General features: G+C 41.3%; 19 protein-coding genes. 14 read left to right on the top strand and 5 right to left on the bottom strand.

Translation table 11 applies throughout. The features are described from left to right. From DQW11_RS05240 to DQW11_RS05225, 4 genes are read left to right on the top strand one after another with little or no spacing between them, the layout of a single operon-like run. Entirely contained in the window at positions 1-1,593 is a 1,593-nt protein-coding gene (locus DQW11_RS05240) for a hypothetical protein (RefSeq protein ID WP_113922909.1), read from the top strand. Further along, positions 1,586-3,049: a glycosyltransferase family 2 protein gene (locus tag DQW11_RS05235; protein ID WP_113922908.1), complete on the top strand. Its 1,464-nt coding sequence runs from the start codon at positions 1,586-1,588 to the stop codon at positions 3,047-3,049. The genes DQW11_RS05240 and DQW11_RS05235 overlap by 8 nt, the downstream gene beginning before the upstream one ends. A gap of 7 nt (positions 3,050-3,056) precedes the next feature. Next, positions 3,057-4,298 (top strand): YaiO family outer membrane beta-barrel protein, encoded by a 1,242-nt coding sequence (locus DQW11_RS05230; RefSeq protein ID WP_113922907.1) that lies wholly within the window; start codon positions 3,057-3,059, stop codon positions 4,296-4,298. Further along, positions 4,298-5,512, top strand: a complete 1,215-nt coding sequence (locus DQW11_RS05225; protein ID WP_113922906.1) for a hypothetical protein — start codon at positions 4,298-4,300, stop codon at positions 5,510-5,512. Before DQW11_RS05230 ends, DQW11_RS05225 begins: the two co-directional genes overlap by 1 nt. Here DQW11_RS05225 and DQW11_RS05220 read toward each other — a convergent pair. Beyond that, positions 5,509-7,539, bottom strand: a complete 2,031-nt coding sequence (locus DQW11_RS05220) for an LTA synthase family protein (protein ID WP_113922905.1) — start codon at positions 7,537-7,539, stop codon at positions 5,509-5,511. The two genes, DQW11_RS05225 and DQW11_RS05220, sit on opposite strands and share 4 nt — an antisense overlap. Before the next feature lie 87 nt (positions 7,540-7,626). On the opposite strand from DQW11_RS05220, the gene DQW11_RS05215 reads away from it, so the two are divergent. The 6 genes from DQW11_RS05215 to DQW11_RS05190 all read left to right on the top strand — a co-directional run bounded on the left by DQW11_RS05215 (position 7,627) and on the right by DQW11_RS05190 (position 10,535). After that, positions 7,627-8,175 (top strand): class I SAM-dependent methyltransferase, encoded by a 549-nt coding sequence (locus DQW11_RS05215; RefSeq protein WP_113922904.1) that lies wholly within the window; start codon positions 7,627-7,629, stop codon positions 8,173-8,175. A 181-nt stretch (positions 8,176-8,356) separates the two neighbouring features. Further along, positions 8,357-8,623 carry a DUF3253 domain-containing protein gene (locus DQW11_RS05210; protein ID WP_113922903.1) on the top strand — a complete coding sequence of 89 codons (267 nt, stop codon included), beginning with the start codon at positions 8,357-8,359 and terminating at the stop codon, positions 8,621-8,623. Positions 8,624-8,667: 44 nt separating this feature from the next. Further along, positions 8,668-9,321: a peptide-methionine (S)-S-oxide reductase MsrA gene (gene msrA / locus DQW11_RS05205; RefSeq protein ID WP_113922902.1), complete on the top strand. Its 654-nt coding sequence runs from the start codon at positions 8,668-8,670 to the stop codon at positions 9,319-9,321. Between the two features lie 65 nt (positions 9,322-9,386). Next, a complete protein-coding gene (locus DQW11_RS05200; RefSeq protein WP_113922901.1) occupies positions 9,387-9,896 on the top strand; it encodes a DUF4920 domain-containing protein in 510 nt (169 codons plus the stop codon). Beyond that, on the top strand, positions 9,889-10,320 hold the full coding sequence (locus tag DQW11_RS05195) for a hypothetical protein (protein WP_113922900.1): 432 nt from the start codon (positions 9,889-9,891) through the stop codon (positions 10,318-10,320). Before DQW11_RS05200 ends, DQW11_RS05195 begins: the two co-directional genes overlap by 8 nt. A gap of 5 nt (positions 10,321-10,325) precedes the next feature. After that, positions 10,326-10,535 (top strand): hypothetical protein, encoded by a 210-nt coding sequence (locus DQW11_RS05190; RefSeq protein WP_113922899.1) that lies wholly within the window; start codon positions 10,326-10,328, stop codon positions 10,533-10,535. 146 nt (positions 10,536-10,681) lie between these two features. On the opposite strand, the gene DQW11_RS05185 is transcribed toward DQW11_RS05190, so the two are convergent. Next, complete coding sequence (locus DQW11_RS05185) at positions 10,682-11,560, bottom strand: HAEPLYID family protein (protein WP_113922898.1); 879 nt, start codon at positions 11,558-11,560, stop codon at positions 10,682-10,684. A 226-nt stretch (positions 11,561-11,786) separates the two neighbouring features. On the opposite strand from DQW11_RS05185, the gene DQW11_RS05180 reads away from it, so the two are divergent. Next, the gene (locus DQW11_RS05180; protein WP_113922897.1) at positions 11,787-12,173 is read left to right on the top strand and encodes a DUF983 domain-containing protein; all 387 of its coding nucleotides are present in this window, start codon (positions 11,787-11,789) and stop codon (positions 12,171-12,173) included. A 60-nt stretch (positions 12,174-12,233) separates the two neighbouring features. On the opposite strand, the gene DQW11_RS05175 is transcribed toward DQW11_RS05180, so the two are convergent. Next, a complete protein-coding gene (locus DQW11_RS05175; RefSeq protein ID WP_113922896.1) occupies positions 12,234-13,637 on the bottom strand; it encodes an alkaline phosphatase in 1,404 nt (467 codons plus the stop codon). A gap of 198 nt (positions 13,638-13,835) precedes the next feature. On the opposite strand from DQW11_RS05175, the gene DQW11_RS05170 reads away from it, so the two are divergent. The 3 genes from DQW11_RS05170 to DQW11_RS05160 all read left to right on the top strand — a co-directional run bounded on the left by DQW11_RS05170 (position 13,836) and on the right by DQW11_RS05160 (position 15,153). Further along, positions 13,836-14,222, top strand: coding sequence for a DoxX family protein (locus DQW11_RS05170; RefSeq protein WP_113922895.1), 387 nt, complete (start codon positions 13,836-13,838; stop codon positions 14,220-14,222). Further along, the gene (locus DQW11_RS05165; protein WP_113922894.1) at positions 14,212-14,571 is read left to right on the top strand and encodes a DUF2237 family protein; all 360 of its coding nucleotides are present in this window, start codon (positions 14,212-14,214) and stop codon (positions 14,569-14,571) included. Before DQW11_RS05170 ends, DQW11_RS05165 begins: the two co-directional genes overlap by 11 nt. Positions 14,572-14,643: 72 nt before the next feature. After that, positions 14,644-15,153, top strand: a complete 510-nt coding sequence (locus DQW11_RS05160; RefSeq protein WP_113922893.1) for a hypothetical protein — start codon at positions 14,644-14,646, stop codon at positions 15,151-15,153. 29 nt (positions 15,154-15,182) lie between these two features. Here the strand turns inward: DQW11_RS05160 and DQW11_RS05155 are convergent, their stop codons facing one another. Both DQW11_RS05155 and proB read right to left on the bottom strand, forming a co-directional pair. Continuing rightward, positions 15,183-16,424, bottom strand: coding sequence for a glutamate-5-semialdehyde dehydrogenase (locus DQW11_RS05155; protein WP_113922892.1), 1,242 nt, complete (start codon positions 16,422-16,424; stop codon positions 15,183-15,185). Further along, positions 16,417-17,502: a glutamate 5-kinase gene (gene proB / locus DQW11_RS05150; RefSeq protein ID WP_113922891.1), complete on the bottom strand. Its 1,086-nt coding sequence runs from the start codon at positions 17,500-17,502 to the stop codon at positions 16,417-16,419. Before proB ends, DQW11_RS05155 begins: the two co-directional genes overlap by 8 nt. Positions 17,503-17,591 lie beyond the last annotated feature (89 nt).

The following is a 17,591-nucleotide window of genomic DNA, read 5'->3' as shown; positions in this document are numbered from 1 at the left end:
ATGGATGAATCACATAGAAGGCGTTTTTTTAAGGTCGGTTCATTATTTTTGTTTCTGATTTTTCAGCTTGGCAACCTTCGCGCTCAGGATTCCCTTAGTTTGCAGGTAGAGTCCAAACTATTTGAGGTCTCCGGCGAAATTCCCGGTCTTTCCTTTATATTGGAAGTCAAAGAAAATGAGAAGGATCTCAGCATTTTTTCATTGACCCAGCCGGATCATAACGGTTTGTGGGTTTCGGATACGCTTGTGGATTTTAGAAGTGCTGCCCACCTTAGGGACACCATTTTTTCAGCTTCGGGAAAGAAAGCGGATCTTGCATTTTTGCTTTTCGACCAAAAGTCCGAGAAAGAGGCCATCCATGAATTTTTGGATAACCTCAGCCGTAATGAACTTTTGCCTTCCGATGTTTCCTCCACATCCAATGGTTTTGAGGAAGGGGAGCTTCATATTTTGGCTTCCAATGTTAATTTTTCTCCTTATTATGAATTACAAACCAAAATACTGAGTGACACCAAGATGTTGCTGCTTGTTGCGACCTTGGTTTTGTTTTTGGTGGCTTCGATCATCTTGGTCACCATCATGTATGTGGTCAAAAAACGAAAAAAGAAAAGAGACTCCCTCACCGTGAAATTTAAGGAACTGAGTTTAGAACCTGTTTCCAATTTACTTTTTGAGCATTCTTTAGAGGAACTGCAATCTTTTGACAGAAAGAAGTTTGAAAGCTTTTTTCCGGTCGACCATCTTAAAAACAACCTTTTCAAAGACGTGATGATCATGGAAATCATCAGTCTCAACAAAAATATGAAGGGGGAATTCAAAACCAAGCTCAAGACTATCTACCGAAAACTCGGTTTGGACGCCCATTCCATCCAAAAGCTTTCCTCAAAAAAATGGGATGTGATCACCTCCGGGATTGTCGAAATCAATGAAATGGATGTCGTGGAAGCAGTAGAGAAGGTGGAGAAATTTGCCAAATCAGAAAACTTTTATGTGCGGTCCAATGCCGTCGCTACCCTTTTGAATATTTCCAACGATCCCGAACTGAAAGTCCTTGTCGACCAGGATTTTCCTTTGTCGAGATGGCAGCAAATGGTCTATTTCAGAATCATCAAATTTATCAACAACAGCCAGGAAAAAGTGAGGGTTGATTTATTGTTTGAATCCAAAAATGAATCTGTGAGGGTTTTTGGATACAAACTCGTCAGGTATCTTGGGCTTTTTGAACTGCTAGAAATATTGATAAATAAATACAAAAATGCCACCATCCCGGAAAAATTGGAGATGATCAAATGCTTTGATGTGTTCAGCTACCAAGATTGCCTCAACCATCTCCACCGCGATTTGTCCACCGCCGACAAGGGTTTGTTTCTAGGAATTGTGGGGGTATTGCAGAATATCGGAAACCCTATTTCAGAAGTGATTTTGCTGGAAAAACTAAAAAACGGTCTGGACTTTGAATCCAAAAAAGCCGTGATGCAGGCATTGAATGTCCTCAATCCCGATGTCTTGGGAGAGTGGACGCGTCAAGCGGATGACATGGAAGTATACCAGATTTTCAACCACCTTACGGATCCTGTTTTGAGCCATGTATAATTTACTTTTGGACATATTGATCGAGGTTTTTGGGATACTGTTCTTGGTATACAGTTTTTCAATCATTTCTTTTTACCTGATCATGACTGTCCTTTCCACATTGGAAATGCGCGATCACCTGAAAAAAAACAAGTTTGCGGATTACAAAGATGTCATCACAAGCCCGGTCACGCCAAGTATATCGGTCATTGCGCCGGCATACAATGAAGGGCAAAATATAGTCCAAAACGCCAAAAGTCTCCTGACCCTACATTACGGAAAATTCGAAGTGATTATTGTCAATGATGGTTCCAAAGACGATACTCTTGATAAGATGATTGAAAGTTTTGGCTTGGTCAAGACCAATTATGCTTACCATAAATATGTAGAGACCGGAAAAATCCGTGGGGTTTACAAATCAACAAACCCTTCTTATGCCAAGCTGACTTTGGTAGACAAAGAAAACGGAGGCAAAGCCGATGCCCTCAACGCTGGTATCAACTTGGCAGCCAATGAAATTTTGGCCTGTATCGATGTGGATTGTATCCTGTCCAGTGATTCTTTGACGAGAATGGTGAGGCCATTTATGGAAGAAACCAACCGCAAAGTAATCGCGGTAGGAGGTGTGATCGGTGTGGCCAATAATTGTCAGGTAAAAGACGGGACAGTGACAGAATACAGAGTTCCGGAAACCCTCTTGGGGAGATTTCAGGTAATTGAATATTTCCGCGCTTTTTTGATGGGAAGAATGGCTTGGACCAGGATCAATGGGTTGATGCTTATTTCGGGCGCTTTTGGTTTTTTCAACAAAGAATTGGTTTTGAAAGTGGGGGGATATTTCCCAAAGACCGTGGGTGAGGACATGGAACTTGTCGTCAGGATGCGGAGATATATGGAAGAAACAGGTCAAAAGTACAAAGTTGGCTTTGTGCCTGATCCATTATGCTGGACAGAAGTGCCGGAGTCCGAAAATATCCTTTCCAAGCAGCGCAACAGGTGGATGCGCGGGACAATCGAAACGCTTCAGCTCCACCAAAAAGTTAAATTGAATCCCAAATATGGGGTTTTGGGTTTGGTTTCGTATCCCTATTGGTCTGTGTTTGAAAAAGGTGGGCCAATCATAGAGATGATGGGATTCCTGTATACACTTTTGATGATTATCACGGGTGACATCAGTGCTTTGTATTTTGTGGGACTTTTTGGGTTGATGTACGTTTTTTCTGTCATGATTTCATCCTTCAGTATTTTATTTGAAGGCGTGGCTTACAATAATTACAAAGACAGGTCTGACCTCAACAAATTGATGAAAACAGTCTTGTTGGAGCCATTTCTGATCCATCCCAAAATCGTGCTTTGGGGTCTGAAAGGACATTGGCACTTTATCAAAGGCAAAGGAGGATGGGGAGAAATGATCCGCACAGGTTTCAAAAAAGCCGAGGATAAGAAAAAAATCGAATCACCTATTCCGCTTAATTGACACGGATATGAGGAAATATGCAACGCTGTTTTTTTATGGTTTTTTGTTTTTGGCAATAGTCCTGCCCAAAACCGGATGGGCGCAGGAAACTTTTGACCCGGACGTGCTTTATCAAGATGCCCGAAAGCTGATTTTGGAAGGTAAAAGACAAGAAGGAAGGGTTATCCTTTCCAAAGTTTTGGGAAAATATCCGGAATATGGGGATGTTTTGATTTTGATGGGAAGGTCCTATGCCTGGGATGGAAAATACGATTCTGCCGCCATCTATTTTGAAAAGGCTTTGATAGCCAGTCCTACTTACGAAGATGCCTATATTGCTTATATCGATGATTTGTTTTGGAGCGAAAATTACGAAAGGGCAGAAGCTGTGATCAAAATGGGACTTGAAAAAATCGGGCCCCAATCCATGCCTTTGAAATATCGGTCATCCAGGCTCTATTATTACAAGGAAGACTATAAATCAGCGATGAAAATCGCAAACGAGGTTTTCGCGAAAGCACCCAAAACAGAAGGATTACTGGGATACATTGAAACCCTCCGAAGAAAGACGCGAACCAATGCCGTAGGTGCTACTTATGATTACGATTACTTTTACGGCGACCTCAGTCCGTGGAATACTTATTCGGTCTATGGCCGGACGCACACCGATTTAACAGGATCGTTGATTGCGAGGGTCACCCATTCTGAGAGATTTGACGGAAGAGGAACCCAAGCGGAGCTGGATGCTTTTCCTTCATTGGGCAAGAACAAATATGGCTATTTCAATGTGGGTTATTCCCAAGCTTCATTTTTTCCAAAGTTCAGATTTGGAACAAGTGTTTTTTGGAACTTACCCAAAGCCTATGAATTAGAGGCAGGATATAGATTTTTGCAATTTTCTGACGCCACACACATCATCACAGGTTCTGCCGGAAAATACATCAGCAACTGGTGGCTCAACCTCCGACTCAACTTTATCCCGGGAAAAGACGGATCTTCGACAAGTGCCAATTTTCAGACCAGATATTATTTCAATGGACCTGAAGACTTTTTCAGTATCCAGCTATCAACAGGAGTTTCCCCGGATGAAGAAACCCGCGATTTCCAATCCCAATTGCTCAATTCCTACAGAGCAAGGATCGGCTATCAGCATCTCTGGACATCCAGGTGGATGGGTTTTGGATTTGTAGGATACTCAAGGGATGAAATCTCCGAACAACAATTCCGAAACAACCTCAACATTTCTATCGGTACTGAATTCAGATTCTAATGGCAAATATTCTTGGTAAATATCTTCCAATCGAATTCCGGATTTTCTTCCGTGGATTTTTGGTGGTTGCCTTTATTTTTATTGTCATTCCTTTGATTAGTATGTTGATATGGTATTTGTTGCCTGCAGTTAGTTTGGGAGTGGTGGTGATTGACAAAACTGTCCCTAACCAAAATTACCAGGAACACCAATCCATCCATTGGTTGCTTAATCATTTTAAGTTTACCAAAAATGAAGGGTCTATCTATAATGCATCGAAAGATTACTTTGGGTTTTTTCCCGGTGAGAAAATAGAAGACTACAAAATCAACGATTTGTCTGGCCAGTCCGAAATTCAAACCCAAAAGACCCTTGATGAGTCTCAATTGGTTTATTTTGCGGATACGTATGGCGTCTATGAAAATGACCTGAAAGAAAAACCTATCCAAACCCATTCCAAGAAGATTTATGGCGGAATGGACAAGGACGACATAGCTTTTTTGGAAAAAGCCTACAAGAAGGAAATTGACATCATCAGCGAATTCAACACCATAGCCAGCCCTACAAAAAAAGAAGTCCGAAAGGATTTTGAGAATTTGGCAGGGATCAAATGGACCGGTTGGATAGCGCGGTATTTTGACGAATTGGATACCATGCTGAATAATGATTTGCCTCCATGGCTGGTATCGGGCTATAAGCGCCAACATCAACAAGCATGGGACTTTTCAGGTCCTGCAATGGTTTTTTTGCATGAAAATGGTCAGATCGAAATCCTAAAAGAAGAAATCGAAATTAAGAAAGTTGTTCCTGAAATCGTTTCCAGTCTAAAAAGCCAACAGACTTATGGTGTCCCCGAGATTGTGAAATACCCCTATTGGATTGATATCATTTTTGTAAGCAGGGATTATGAAGTGGTCTCTTATTATGATCTTGCCCCAACAGAAGACGGGATCAAAAAATTGGGTGAAATGGGACTTCCCAGGTATTTTCCGGCGGTAGTGGTAAAGAAAAACGGCCAGGGAAAGTTCTATTACTTTTGTGGAGATTTTGCCGACAACCCTGTGTCAGGAAGTTCTTATGACTTTTATGGGATTGAAAAACTCTGGAGGATGTTTTTACACGCTGAGGATTATTCCCAGAGGAACAGTTTCTTTTGGAATTTCTATTATCCAATGATGGGTAATATTCTGAAGGATACCTATCAGCGAAATGAAACCAGAAAAGTAGAAAATTAGTTTTTTGGAATATATACTGCCAATGAATCGGGTAGAATTCGGTTGTTTTCGGTCGCAAATCGATTGGAATTTTTATAAGTAGCGAGCTCGGTCAGCAGTTTTTCTTTCATTGCTACATCGGTGACCGGTTCCATTCCCATATTGTCATATAGTTGGTAAAGCTGGTTGTCTGCCAAAACATATTCCCCACTGATATAATCGACCAACTGATTTTTATTCCTCATCAAAGGATTGGAGATTTTGGATTGAAAAGTCGATGAAGTATCCATCACATATCCTTTCCATGCCACTTTGGATGGCAAGTCCAGGTCAAACCTGTTTTCCAACAGACTCAGGATAGTCGGGGTAATTTCAAAATGGCTGGTGACGCCATGCATTCTTTTGGGACGGTTGAGTTTGGGCGAAAAAATCATGATGGGCACATGAAACCTGTCAATGGTGGTGGCAAGGGGAATTTCGGGAAGCCTGTGGTCTCCTGTGATGATGAAAACCGTGTTTTCATAATTAGGCAGTTTTTGATAGGCTTGGAAAAACTCCTTGATCGCCTCGTCCACATAGAGGATGCTGGCGTACATGTTTTTATATTTTCTATACTCCCCTGTTGTCAAAGGCAGAGACATAAGGTCATTTTGGATGTATTTTTCAAACATCGCCAGGTATTTTTCCTCATCAGGAATAAGGAAAGGATCGTGCGAAGTCTGGGTCTGAAAAATGCTGACTTGGGGCTGCCCGGAGTTCACAGGTAGTTTTCTCATTCCGTTTTCAAACATGGCTTTGTCCGGGTAACCCCAAGAAAAGCCTGATTTGGAAGGTGTTTCCTCAAAATCCGAATCGAAGGAAGTCATATCCAAAATCCTGTCTACCTGTTGGTATTGAAGGAAATAATTGACGTTGTCAAAGTTCTTGTCTGCACCGATATGGAAATTGGTAAAATACCCGTTGGTTTTCAGCAAAGAAAGTAGCGTGTGGTGCAAGGGCAGATTGGGTGCCTGGTCCATAAACCCTTTTTGGGCAAAAGGCAAAGAACCAAACATTCCTGTCAATACACCAAATGTTCTTCCCGTCGTCGAGAGGCCATTTTTCCAATACAGCGAATGCTCGCTCAAAGAATCCAAAAACGGCGTAAAGCTTCCTAAATAAGCATCTTCGCCTGAATACGCTTTACCAAGACCTTCCACAATCACAAATACGATATCAGGCAAAGTGTCAAATTCATCAAAATATGGACCCAATACATCCGGATAATCATTGGAATGCAAAAAAGGATAATTGGTTTCGGTAAGATCTTTGCTGACAAGTCTATCTCCTGAATTGGCAGAAGCAAGGAAAAAGTCAAAATATAGGTATTCGTTGGAAGTGAAGTAATTGTAAGATTGGTCATAAAAATAAGAAGACTTATTGGCCATCAGATTTCTTTCAAGTTCAGCAGCCTGCTCCTTTTGGGTATTTTTGGCAATGCCTATTCCGATCAGGTAACCGTAGCAGACCACTGTCAAAAAGACGGCTGAATGATATTTTAAGGGAATCCATTTTCCCAATCCGAGCAAAACATAAACAAAAACCAATACAAACAGGATGGCCAAAATATTGAATAGATTCAGTTCTCCGGAAGCTTTGACAGTCAGGAAAATATCATTGAGCGAATAAGCATACAAATCGGTCCCAAGTGGCAGCAGCATTTTGGTAAAATAGAAAAGAAGTCCGCCTTGTAGAATAATTAGCAAAGTGAGCGTGATTTTTACCAGGACCTTCGCCGTCGAAGGATAAATCATCCCCAAAATAGTATTCAAAATCAAGAGAAAACCTAAAATATAAAATACCCATTCGAGGTCGTAAACCCATCCCATGAGCGTAACCTGGGTTTTGGAATACTCCAAACTGTGGATGCTGAAAACTGCCCATACTTCTATCAGCCTCAAGATCAAGAAGAAAAGTAAAAACGGAACTGCCAACTTCCAAAAATTGATAAAATTGAGTTTGAGATTCAATAAAAAGGTCGATCTGATCTGGGTCTGCGAGGAAGACATACTTTCTTTTGCGAAACTTATTTATTAGGGTGCGATTACAAATATAAATTTTCTAAAATTCATATCTTGCGCAATTAAACAAAATCTATGAACAATAAGGGAGCTTTGCTCAAAGAGCTTTTTACAAATCTTTCAACTACAGGTGCTGTTACTTTTAGTTCTAAATCATTGGTAAATAAAATGTTATCCTACGCCGACTTCAAAGGCGCCAAGCTGATCGTTGAGCTTGGAGGAGGAGATGGAAGTATCACACACGGTATCGTAGAAAGAATGGATGCGGATGCAGTCTTGTTGGTTTTTGAAATCAACAAGCCGTTTTGTAACAATCTTGAAAAAATATTTCCGCAAAAAAATGTAAAAATAATCTGTGATTCTGCAGAAAATATAGACCAATACCTGGGTGGCAAAAAGGCGGATTTGATCCTTTCCTCACTTCCATTGACGTTGATCCCTAAACCTTCCCGCGAACAGATCTATAAAAAGTGTAAAGAAAACATCGTGGAAAACGGAAAGCTGATCCAGATCTGCTATTCCTACCTGCTCAAATTTCAGTTTGGAAGATACTTTGAGGAAATCAAAAGCCACCTGATGTTTAAGAATTTTCCCCCGACCTTTATTTTGGTCTGCGAGCAATAGATTTTGCTTCTCGGGAATTCATTTTAAGGCCTATTCCTTTTTTGACGGCAAATAAGGAATAGGCTTTTGCTTTTTTATCATTCTTGTGGGACTATCGCATTGTTTTTTTAGCAGGATTGAACAATATTTAATTTCCGCTAGGCTGTAAATAAATATAAAATTCCGCCTCCAATCTTTGACCATGGCTAATTTCACCAAACCTGATAACTCCAATATTCTGGCAGTTGCCATCTTAGAGATGTGCAGGATTAAAAAAGAGGAAAGTTTTTGCCCTTCGGAAGTGGTCAAATGGATCTATCCTCAATCTTGGGAACATTTTATGGATGAGGTCTTGGAAGAAATGATGATTCTTTATAAAACAGGAAAAATTGAAGTGACCCAAAACCAACTCCCCATTTCTACAGAAGGAATTCCAAAAGGAGAAGTGAGAATCAAAGCTAAATTTTAAACTTCACCGGCCCGGATGGTGTTAAAGAATCAAAATCGAAAAAAATGAAATTAGTATCTTTTATTTTCTGCTTCAGCATTTTGGCGACGATGGCCTGTGCGCAAGCGCCAAACAAAAACGAAAAATCCATGCAAAATTTACCAAAGACAACCATAAAAGTAGAAGAGGGACTTGAAGTAGCCATTTTGGGAGGGGGTTGCTTTTGGTGTACAGAGGCAATTTATCAGGATCTGATAGGTGTCAAAAAAGTGCTTTCAGGATACAGTGGAGGCCATGTGGACAATCCTACTTACAGACAGGTAACTTCCGGCACGACGGGCCATGCGGAAGTCATCCAGGTGGTTTTTGATCCAAAGGAGATTTCCTTTGAGGAAGTTTTGGAGATCTTTTGGGCCACACACGATCCGACTACATTGAATAGACAAGGCGCTGATGTCGGACCACAATACCGCTCTGCGGTATTTTATCAGTCCGAAGACCAAAAGCAAAAAGCAGAGTTTTTCAAAAAGAAATTGGATGAATCCGGGGCTTTCAGCAGACCGATAGTAACAGAAATCACCGCATTCAGTAACTTCTACGTGGCGGAGGATTACCATCAGAATTATTTCAAAGAAAATGGAGGCCAACCTTATTGCCAGTTTGTCATCCGTCCAAAAATGGAGAAGTTCAAAAAAGCTTTTGCTGAAAAATTGAAGTAATTGATTGAAATTAAGTATTGGATTAGATTTCACTCCTATTTAGTTTTGGGAAAACAATACTCACTATGAAAAAGACATTCATTTATACTTTGATGATCGTATTGGCGGGTTTTTCTTGCCAGCAGAAAGGAACAGAAGTCGCTGTGCCTGCCGCTGAGGAAGCTAAATCAGAAACTGCCGCAGGAAAATTTGGTGCAGATATCAATGACACAGGTGTGGTGACTTTGGTAGAATTGGTAACGGAACTTGAATCTAAGGACGAATTCCAAGGCAAAGTTGTCGGTCAAATCAAAGAAGTCTGTTCCAAAAAAGGATGTTGGATGACAATTGATTTGCCTAACGGTCAAACCATGCGTGTCACTTTCAAAGATTATGGATTTTTCGTCCCATTGAATTCTAGCGGATATCAGGTCGTCATCGAAGGCATTGCTACCAAAAAAGTAACTGATGTGGAGACTTTGAGGCACTATGCACAGGATGCAGGCAAATCCAAAGAAGAAATCGAAAAGATTACTGAGTCAAGACAAGAATATGCTTTTGAGGCTGTCGGCGTCATTATCAAGGAGAATGCTTAAAAAGTGTTGTTACTTCATTCTTTTAGTGGTTTCTCTTTTTTCCTGTAAGGAAAAGGCGAAAGAACAAGTAAAAACTGTTCCTGTTACACAACCCAAACAGGATGCACCTTTGGCGTTATTGATGCGGGAAATGTACCTTGATATGGAGGAGATGAAGATTTCTTTGGAAAAAAAGGAGACTATCAAATCTTACCTTGAAAAGCATCAGGCCATATTGACGGCAACAGCGACTGATCCAAAAGTAAAGGATGCCATATTTGACCAAATGGCGATCGGATACCTTGAATCACTCCGGCAATTGGGCCTTGGACCGTATGAACTGAAAGTCTCCAAGTACAAAATCGTGTACAATTACTGTATAGCCTGCCATGAAAAATACTGTCCCGGTCCGATCAAAAAAATCACTAACCTTCAAATAGAGTAAGCATCATGGCCATTGCATTGGATAATCTTAGGGTAGGAAGGGTGTATTCTTTTTCGAATATGGGAGAAAAAAGAAAATTGGAGATTTTGGCCCGCTTGTCAGGGGATAATTTCAAAGTCAAGGACATGGATACCACCGAGGTTTATACCATTGAGGAATTGCTGAGATGGGGTAAAGGCAAGGATTATGAGCTTGACGAATGGATGGAGGAATAAGAAAATCAGACCACAGTCGACAGTCCATAGCCTCTACAATTGTACCTCACTCCGGATTTTTATTGTTAGTGGCATGAAATCGTAAATTCTCAATATATATAAAGAGCCTTTGGGATTTCCCAAAGGCTCTTTTTGATTAGTGGGTTTTAGTGCGGTTCATAGATGATCCTCACAAAAGAGCTCAAGCCTTGGGTTTCTCTATTGATCGGGATTCCTGAGACGATGCCTATCAGAAAATTTTCGGCAAATCCGACCCGCATCTGTGGCCTGAGGACGGCAGTCATTTGACCGTTTTGGATTTCTTTATTGATTTCTATTCCTACAAAATTCCTTGTTCCGGATAACATATAATGGAAATTTGTATTGATGTCAAATCTAGCTTCAGTCGTTCCTTCAAACACCTGTGTTATTTTTGGTCCGGTATAAATCAACGTGTGGAAGTTCCTTCCCCACCGCTTCGCAGCTACAAAAAACGGATTGAAAACATTTCCCTTATACAGATTCTCTTCTCCCCATTGATTGAGATCCGCTAGCTTGAATTCATGGAGGTATCCTAGTGCAAGGGTGGTTTTTGCTTTTTCTGAAACAAGAAATGACCATTGGGTGGCTAATTTCAAAGATTCCAACCTATTGGAGGGTTTTTCTACATTGGGAGGAAGTGAAGATCTGCCGGAATAAAAAGTAGCAGGCAATTCAATTTCCAACCCTAACCTGTCAATGACTGCCCATTCGTATTCGATCAAAGCCTCAAATTCGTCAAAGCCTCTTTTGTCCGTCATTCCCATCCCGATATTCCATTCTTTTTCGCCTTTTCTTGCGCCAAGATCTCGGATCAAGTCAATATACAAAGGTTCGGCGTGAAGGACTTTTGGTTTTTCGGTGGATTGGACTTCCTCAGTTTCTGCCAAAAACAAACTGTCAAGGATTGATTTTTCCTGCTTTACACTGTCTTTGTTTATTTCTTGAGCAAGGGAGTGATTGGCCAGGCAAAACAGGAAAGGCACAATGAAGTATATTTTTTTCATGGTAGAAAGTATTTGAATTTAATAAACCTTTAAAAATCAGATTGACAAAATTTATCTGCAAAGCTAAAATGATTTCTTTTTTGGTTTATCTGACTGACTTAACACAAATTTAAGGCAAAATCAATACCTGTTCCCTTTTTAAGGATTATTCAAAGTCAATGAGTGATTTTGATCACCGGACTTACCCCGTTTTTGGCTATCTTTACACCGGTTAAGCAAATTGATTATGAAAGAAAAAAGTCTCGGATCAGCTATTCTTCAGGGAAAATGTCCAAGATGCAGGGAAGGGAATATTTTTCCGACGTCGATTTTCAGTTACAACAGGTTAACTGATGTGCACCATAAATGTCCACATTGTGAAGCGGTATTGACACCGGAGCCTGATTTTTTTTATGGCGCTATGTACATCAGTTATGCTTTCTCGGTCGCCTTGGTCATCAACGTGCTAATCGTATTGAATTATGTTTTCAATGATCCTGAAATGTGGGTTTATGGAGTTACAGTTGTGGTTACCAATTTACTTCTGCTTCCGGTGATGTTGAGGTATTCAAAAGTACTTTACCTATACGGAGTAGGGAAGCTGAAATTTGATCCAAAGTATTCTAGAGTATAGTCAAAGATTTTATAAGACCAAGCCATCCCGAAGTCCACGAATCGGGATGGCTTTGTTGTTTTATACCAAAAGTGATTTGTCGGCACCGCAGGCCTGCAACATAAAATTGTGGAGTTCATGGTTTTTGACAAATCCTCCCAAATTCTCCGAACCCGGCCCAAACATGGCCAATTCAACATAGTCAGCGGAGTGGTTGCTGCCGGCCCACTGTATCGAAGTGTGTGGCGCCTGCATGGACGCCAAGGGCATAAATGGAAGGTTCCGTGGATTGTACATGCCATCTTCCCCTCTTTGGTAACTTTTTAAGATAGTTTCAGCTTCCTCTGTTTTTAAGGTGATTTTCTGATGGCTGACGATCAGGTCGATTACCTGGGCGGAAGTGTACTCTGGTGTGATCTGATTCAAAATCCACTGGTTGGAGGCTTTGGTGTCAAATAGTCTTTCGAAGTTTTTATTGGCCTGATTGCTGTAGAAAAGTCCCGGATTGCTGTTGGCGTGGTCGGTGGTGATGACCACGAGCGTTTCTGCGTCTTTTGTCGCAAAGTCCATGGCGACGGCCACAGCATTATCAAAATCAACCTGATCGTAGAGTAGGGCGGCAGCGTCATTGCCGTGGGCAGCCCAATCGACTTTGCCGGCTTCTACCTGCATGACAAAACCCTTTTTGTTTTTGCTCAAAACCTCTATGGCTTTCTTTGTCATTTCTGCAAGAGTGGGAATTTCATTTTTTAGCTTTTCATTGTTTTCTCTATCGACTGCGTATGGTAATCCGTCATCGGTAAAAACCGCCATGATCGGTTTGCTTCCGTCAGCTTGCAACATCTCACTTTTGTTCCGTGCTACGTCAAAGCCTGTCTGTTTGTAGGCATCAAACAGGTCTCTTTTGTCCTGTCTTCCTTCTGCAGAAAAAAACTCAGTACCACCGCCCATCATCACGTCAAACCTTAGCTTGAGGTATTCTTCGGCGATTTCAGGCATGGCATTTCGGCTGTCGTTGTTGACACAAAAAGAGGCAGGTGTCGCATGGGTAATCTGTACTGTGGTCACACAGCCTACTGATTTTCCCATAGATTTGAATTTCTGAAGAATCGGAATGGGCCTTTCTCCATTTGGTCCGATATTGAGTGCGCCGTTTTTGACGCGCATGCCGCCACCCCAGGCAGAACCGGCGGCAGCCGAATCAGTGATGAATGAATTGGCAGATGCAGTATCCATCAAGGCTCTTTTGACCATGTTTTTCTCATAGAGATTTATCCAATGAGAAGAGCGGCCTTCTTTATTTTTCAAAAGTATGTCTGCCATATTGAGTGTACCTGCACTCATGCCGTCGCTGACCAAAAAAATGATGTTTTTTGCCTGTCCCAATTTTGGTTTTGGAGAAGACGCTATAGTAGGGAACGAGGTGAGCGCCCCCAGACCGATGGTTGTAAAAATGCCGTTTTTGAAGAAATCGCGTCTTTTCATGTTGTTTTATGGGTTTTGTTTGATTGGGAGCTCATTGTTTATCCAGCTAAAATTAAACCGATTTAAATTCCAAAAAGTAAATTAAGGATTAGCTTTTTGTTATCTACCAACTTTTTAACCAAAGGCTTTATTTTTGGTTAATCAGGGTATTAGATAAATCAGCATTTTGATTTCAATAGAAATTTCAACTTTAAAATCATGTTAAAAATATTGTTAAGGTACTTGTTGGGCTTGTTCTTTGTAATAGCCGGTTTCAACCACTTTTTGAATCCTGAGTTTTATTTTCCTTTGATTCCGGACTATTTGCCTGATCCAAAATGGATAAATGCAATTTCTGGGATATTGGAAATACTTTTGGGTATGGGAATTTTTTGGAAAAAATTTTCCAAAATGGCCGCTTGGGGAATTGTGATTTTGTTGATTTTATTCACCCCTTCGCATATTTATTTTATTCAAATCGGCAGTTGCGTAGATGACGGACTTTGTGTTCCGGAATGGGTAGCTTGGATAAGACTCCTGGTTATTCACCCGATATTGGTTTTTTGGGCTTATATTTTCACAAAAAATAAGAGTTATGGCATATAACGTTTTCGGAGAATCTTTGGCATTTTGTAGCAATGAACCCAAGACGGGATATTATCGGAACGGCTGCTGTGAAACCGGGCCGGATGACCTTGGTACGCATACAGTTTGCGCAGTGATGACGGAAGAATTTTTGGTTTTCAGCTATAAAAGAGGAAATGATCTCATAACCCCAAGACCTGAATATGCTTTTCCCGGCCTCAAGCCTGGCGACAAGTGGTGTCTATGTGCCAGCCGATGGATGGAGGCATACAAAGCAGGTGCCGCACCATACGTGATTTTGGAGGCAACCCACGAAAAAACCTTGGATTATATTCCTTTGGAAGAGTTGTTAAAGTTTGCTTTGGTTTAATCCGCTCCAATAAATTGGTAACTTTGAGTAGATCATTTGCATAACCTATGTTTTTCCTTAGATTACAATGCCATGAGAAAATTCCTGACTGTCGCAATTATTTCTTTATCCATGGTTTATTCCCGGATTTCTTTTGGACAGGAAGAAAAGGATGGAAGTAATCATGGGGTTTTTGTGGAGTTTTTGGGAAACGGTCTCTTCTACTCTGTGAATTATGACACTCGTTTCTCAAAGAAAGTAGATGGATTGGGAGGAAAAGTCGGATTCGGGTACATTGGTTTAGATGGGGACCATTATTCCTCTTTCCCCTTTTTGGTCAATTATTTAAAAGGCAAAGAAGGACATTATTTTGAAATGGGAGTGGGGGCAAATTATTTGGTTGCCGATTACAAAAATGGGGGAGGTGTAACTGATAGTCCCGAAATAGCCAAATGGGAAGGTTGGTCAGGTAACATGAGCTTGGGATATCGGTATCAGCCTATTGATGGAGGTTTTTTGTTCAGAGCCGGCATCACACCTATGTTTAGAAAAGACGAATTCAGACCCTTTTGGCCCCAGATCTCGGTCGGTTATGCTTTTTGAAAGCGGCTTGTGGAGCTAATATCACCGTATTATTCCCGTATTTGTCCATCACCTTTGATTACCCACTTGTAGCTGCACAGTTCATTGAGGGCCATTGGTCCTCTGGCGTGAAGTTTTTGTGTGCTGATCCCAATCTCCGCTCCGAGTCCAAACTGGTTTCCATCTGTAAATGCGGTGGAGGCATTGGCATAGACAGCCGCAGCATCAACGGATTTGAGAAATAAGTCAATATTGGTTGGGTTTTCGGAAATAATGGCTTCACTGTGTTTGGAGCTGTATTGTGCGATGTGGTCCAAGGCTTCTTCCAGATTTGAGACTGTTTTGATGGACATTTTCAGGGATAAAAACTCTGTTCCAAAATGCTCTTCACGCGCCTTGTCTACCAAAGTTTGGTTGGATATCCATGGAAATGATGCCTCATCTGCAAAAATGGTTACTCCTGCCGATAGAAGTTTTTCAACCAATTCAGGCAAATCAGTTAGCCTGTCTCGGTGGATAATCAGACAATCCAAACTGTTGCATACACTTGGCCGTCGTGTTTTGGAATTGAAGATGATGGCCTTTCCTTTTTCCAGATCTGCCGATTCATCAAAATAAGTGTGGACGATCCCTGCGCCTGTTTCTATGACTGGAACTTTTGAATTTTGTCTCACAAAATCAATCAATCCCTGACTACCTCTTGGGATAATCACATCTACAAAATCTACCGCTTCAAGCAACGCTTTAGTGGCCTCCCGGTCCGGAGGAAGGAGTTGAAAAGCCTCTGTTGGCAATCCGTTTTCTTCCAAGGCGCGATGGATAAGGGACATGATTGCCCGATTGGAATGGTCAGCATCTGAGCCCCCTTTGAGGATTAGGCCGTTTCCGGATTTGAGTGCAAGTGCAAAAACATCGAAAGTCACATTGGGCCTTGCTTCATAGATTACCCCCAAAACTCCGAGCGGGACGCTGATTTTTTTGAGGCTCAACCTGTTGGGAAGGATTTTTTCCTCAATTATTTTGTCAAGAGGGGACGGAAGATTTTTGACCTGAATCAATTCTTCGCAAATGGCATTTATCCTTTCTTCAGTGAGTTTTAATCTGTCGTATTTGGGATCATTGGGGTCCATCAGTGCCAAGTCTTTGGCGTTTTCCGCCAAAATGAATGGGGTTTCAGCAAGGCTTATCTGAACCAAAGAAGACAATGCATTTTGAATGGCAGCATCATCTGCAGCCATCAGCTTTCTGGATGCCGATTTGACTTTTTTGAAAAGGAGGTTATAATCACCCATTTTGAAACAGATAGAGGTAATCGTAATGGATAAATGGTTTTTGGTTTTTCTGACCGATTTTTTCCTGAACAAGAGGGGAGGGGTATTCTGCTTTGCCAAGTCCGATTTTGGCGCCTTTTTCATCGGTAATCCGGATGATATCTCCCTTGGAGAAATCCCCTTTGACAGAAATAATTCCTACCGGCAAAAGGCTGCTGATCTTATTCGAAGTCAAGGCAATGCTTGCTCCTTCATTGATTACCACCTCGCCTTTGAAATATTGGTCTCCATGTGCCAGCCATTTTTTAGGGCTATGTTTTCTCGGATTGGGTTCGAAGTAGGTGGAGGGTGCTTTTTGGTTGAAAATATCCAATAGAATGTTTTCCTTTTTTCCATTTGCAATCCAAACCTGAATCCCCAATTCTGCAGCCTTCTTGGCCATACTAGTCTTGGTGAGCATTCCTCCGCGCCCAAAAGAGGATTTGACAGGGCTTATAACCTCACCAAGGTCTGGTAATTTGTTTCCAATCAAATGGATCAGTTTGGACTCCGGAAGGGATGGGTTTCCGTCAAAAATACCATCTACATTGGTAAGCAGGACCATACTGTCGGCATTGACCATGGCAGCGGTCAGTGAGGCCAATTCATCATTGTCGGTAAACATCAACTCTGTGATGGCTACTGTATCATTTTCATTGATCACCGGAACTATCCCTTGGGAAATAAGGCCAAGGAGGCAATTTCTCATGTTCAGATAATGCTTCCGGTCCCTAAAATCCTCCTTGGTCACCAAGATCTGGGAGATGGTGATGTCGTGCTTTTTAAATAATCCTTTGTAGGTATTGATCAGTTCAATCTGCCCGTTTGATGCCCAAATCTGTTTTTTCAATATGGGGTCTGTTTTTTCAGATAAGGTGATTTCCCCTCTTCCAAAAGCCACGGCGCCTGAGGACACCAAAAGCACTTTGATCCCTTCAGATTTTAAGGTGGCAATCTGCGTCACCAAAGCATCCATCCTTTCCCTATCAGGATGACCGCCATCTTTTGTCAGGACGTTGGATCCGATTTTGATTACCAGGATTTTGGGTTTTTGTAACATAACCTATGTGCTGTTGCCATTATGTTACAATATTAGCCTTTATGTTGACTGTTTTCAAAAGAAAGTATATGAATATCGCCAAAACAAAA

The organism is Cognataquiflexum aquatile (assembly GCF_003316845.1).
GTDB classification, from domain to species: domain Bacteria; phylum Bacteroidota; class Bacteroidia; order Cytophagales; family Cyclobacteriaceae; genus Cognataquiflexum; species Cognataquiflexum aquatile.
Note: the sequence above shows the minus strand (reverse complement) of the source record. Positions and strands in the feature narration are given on the sequence as shown.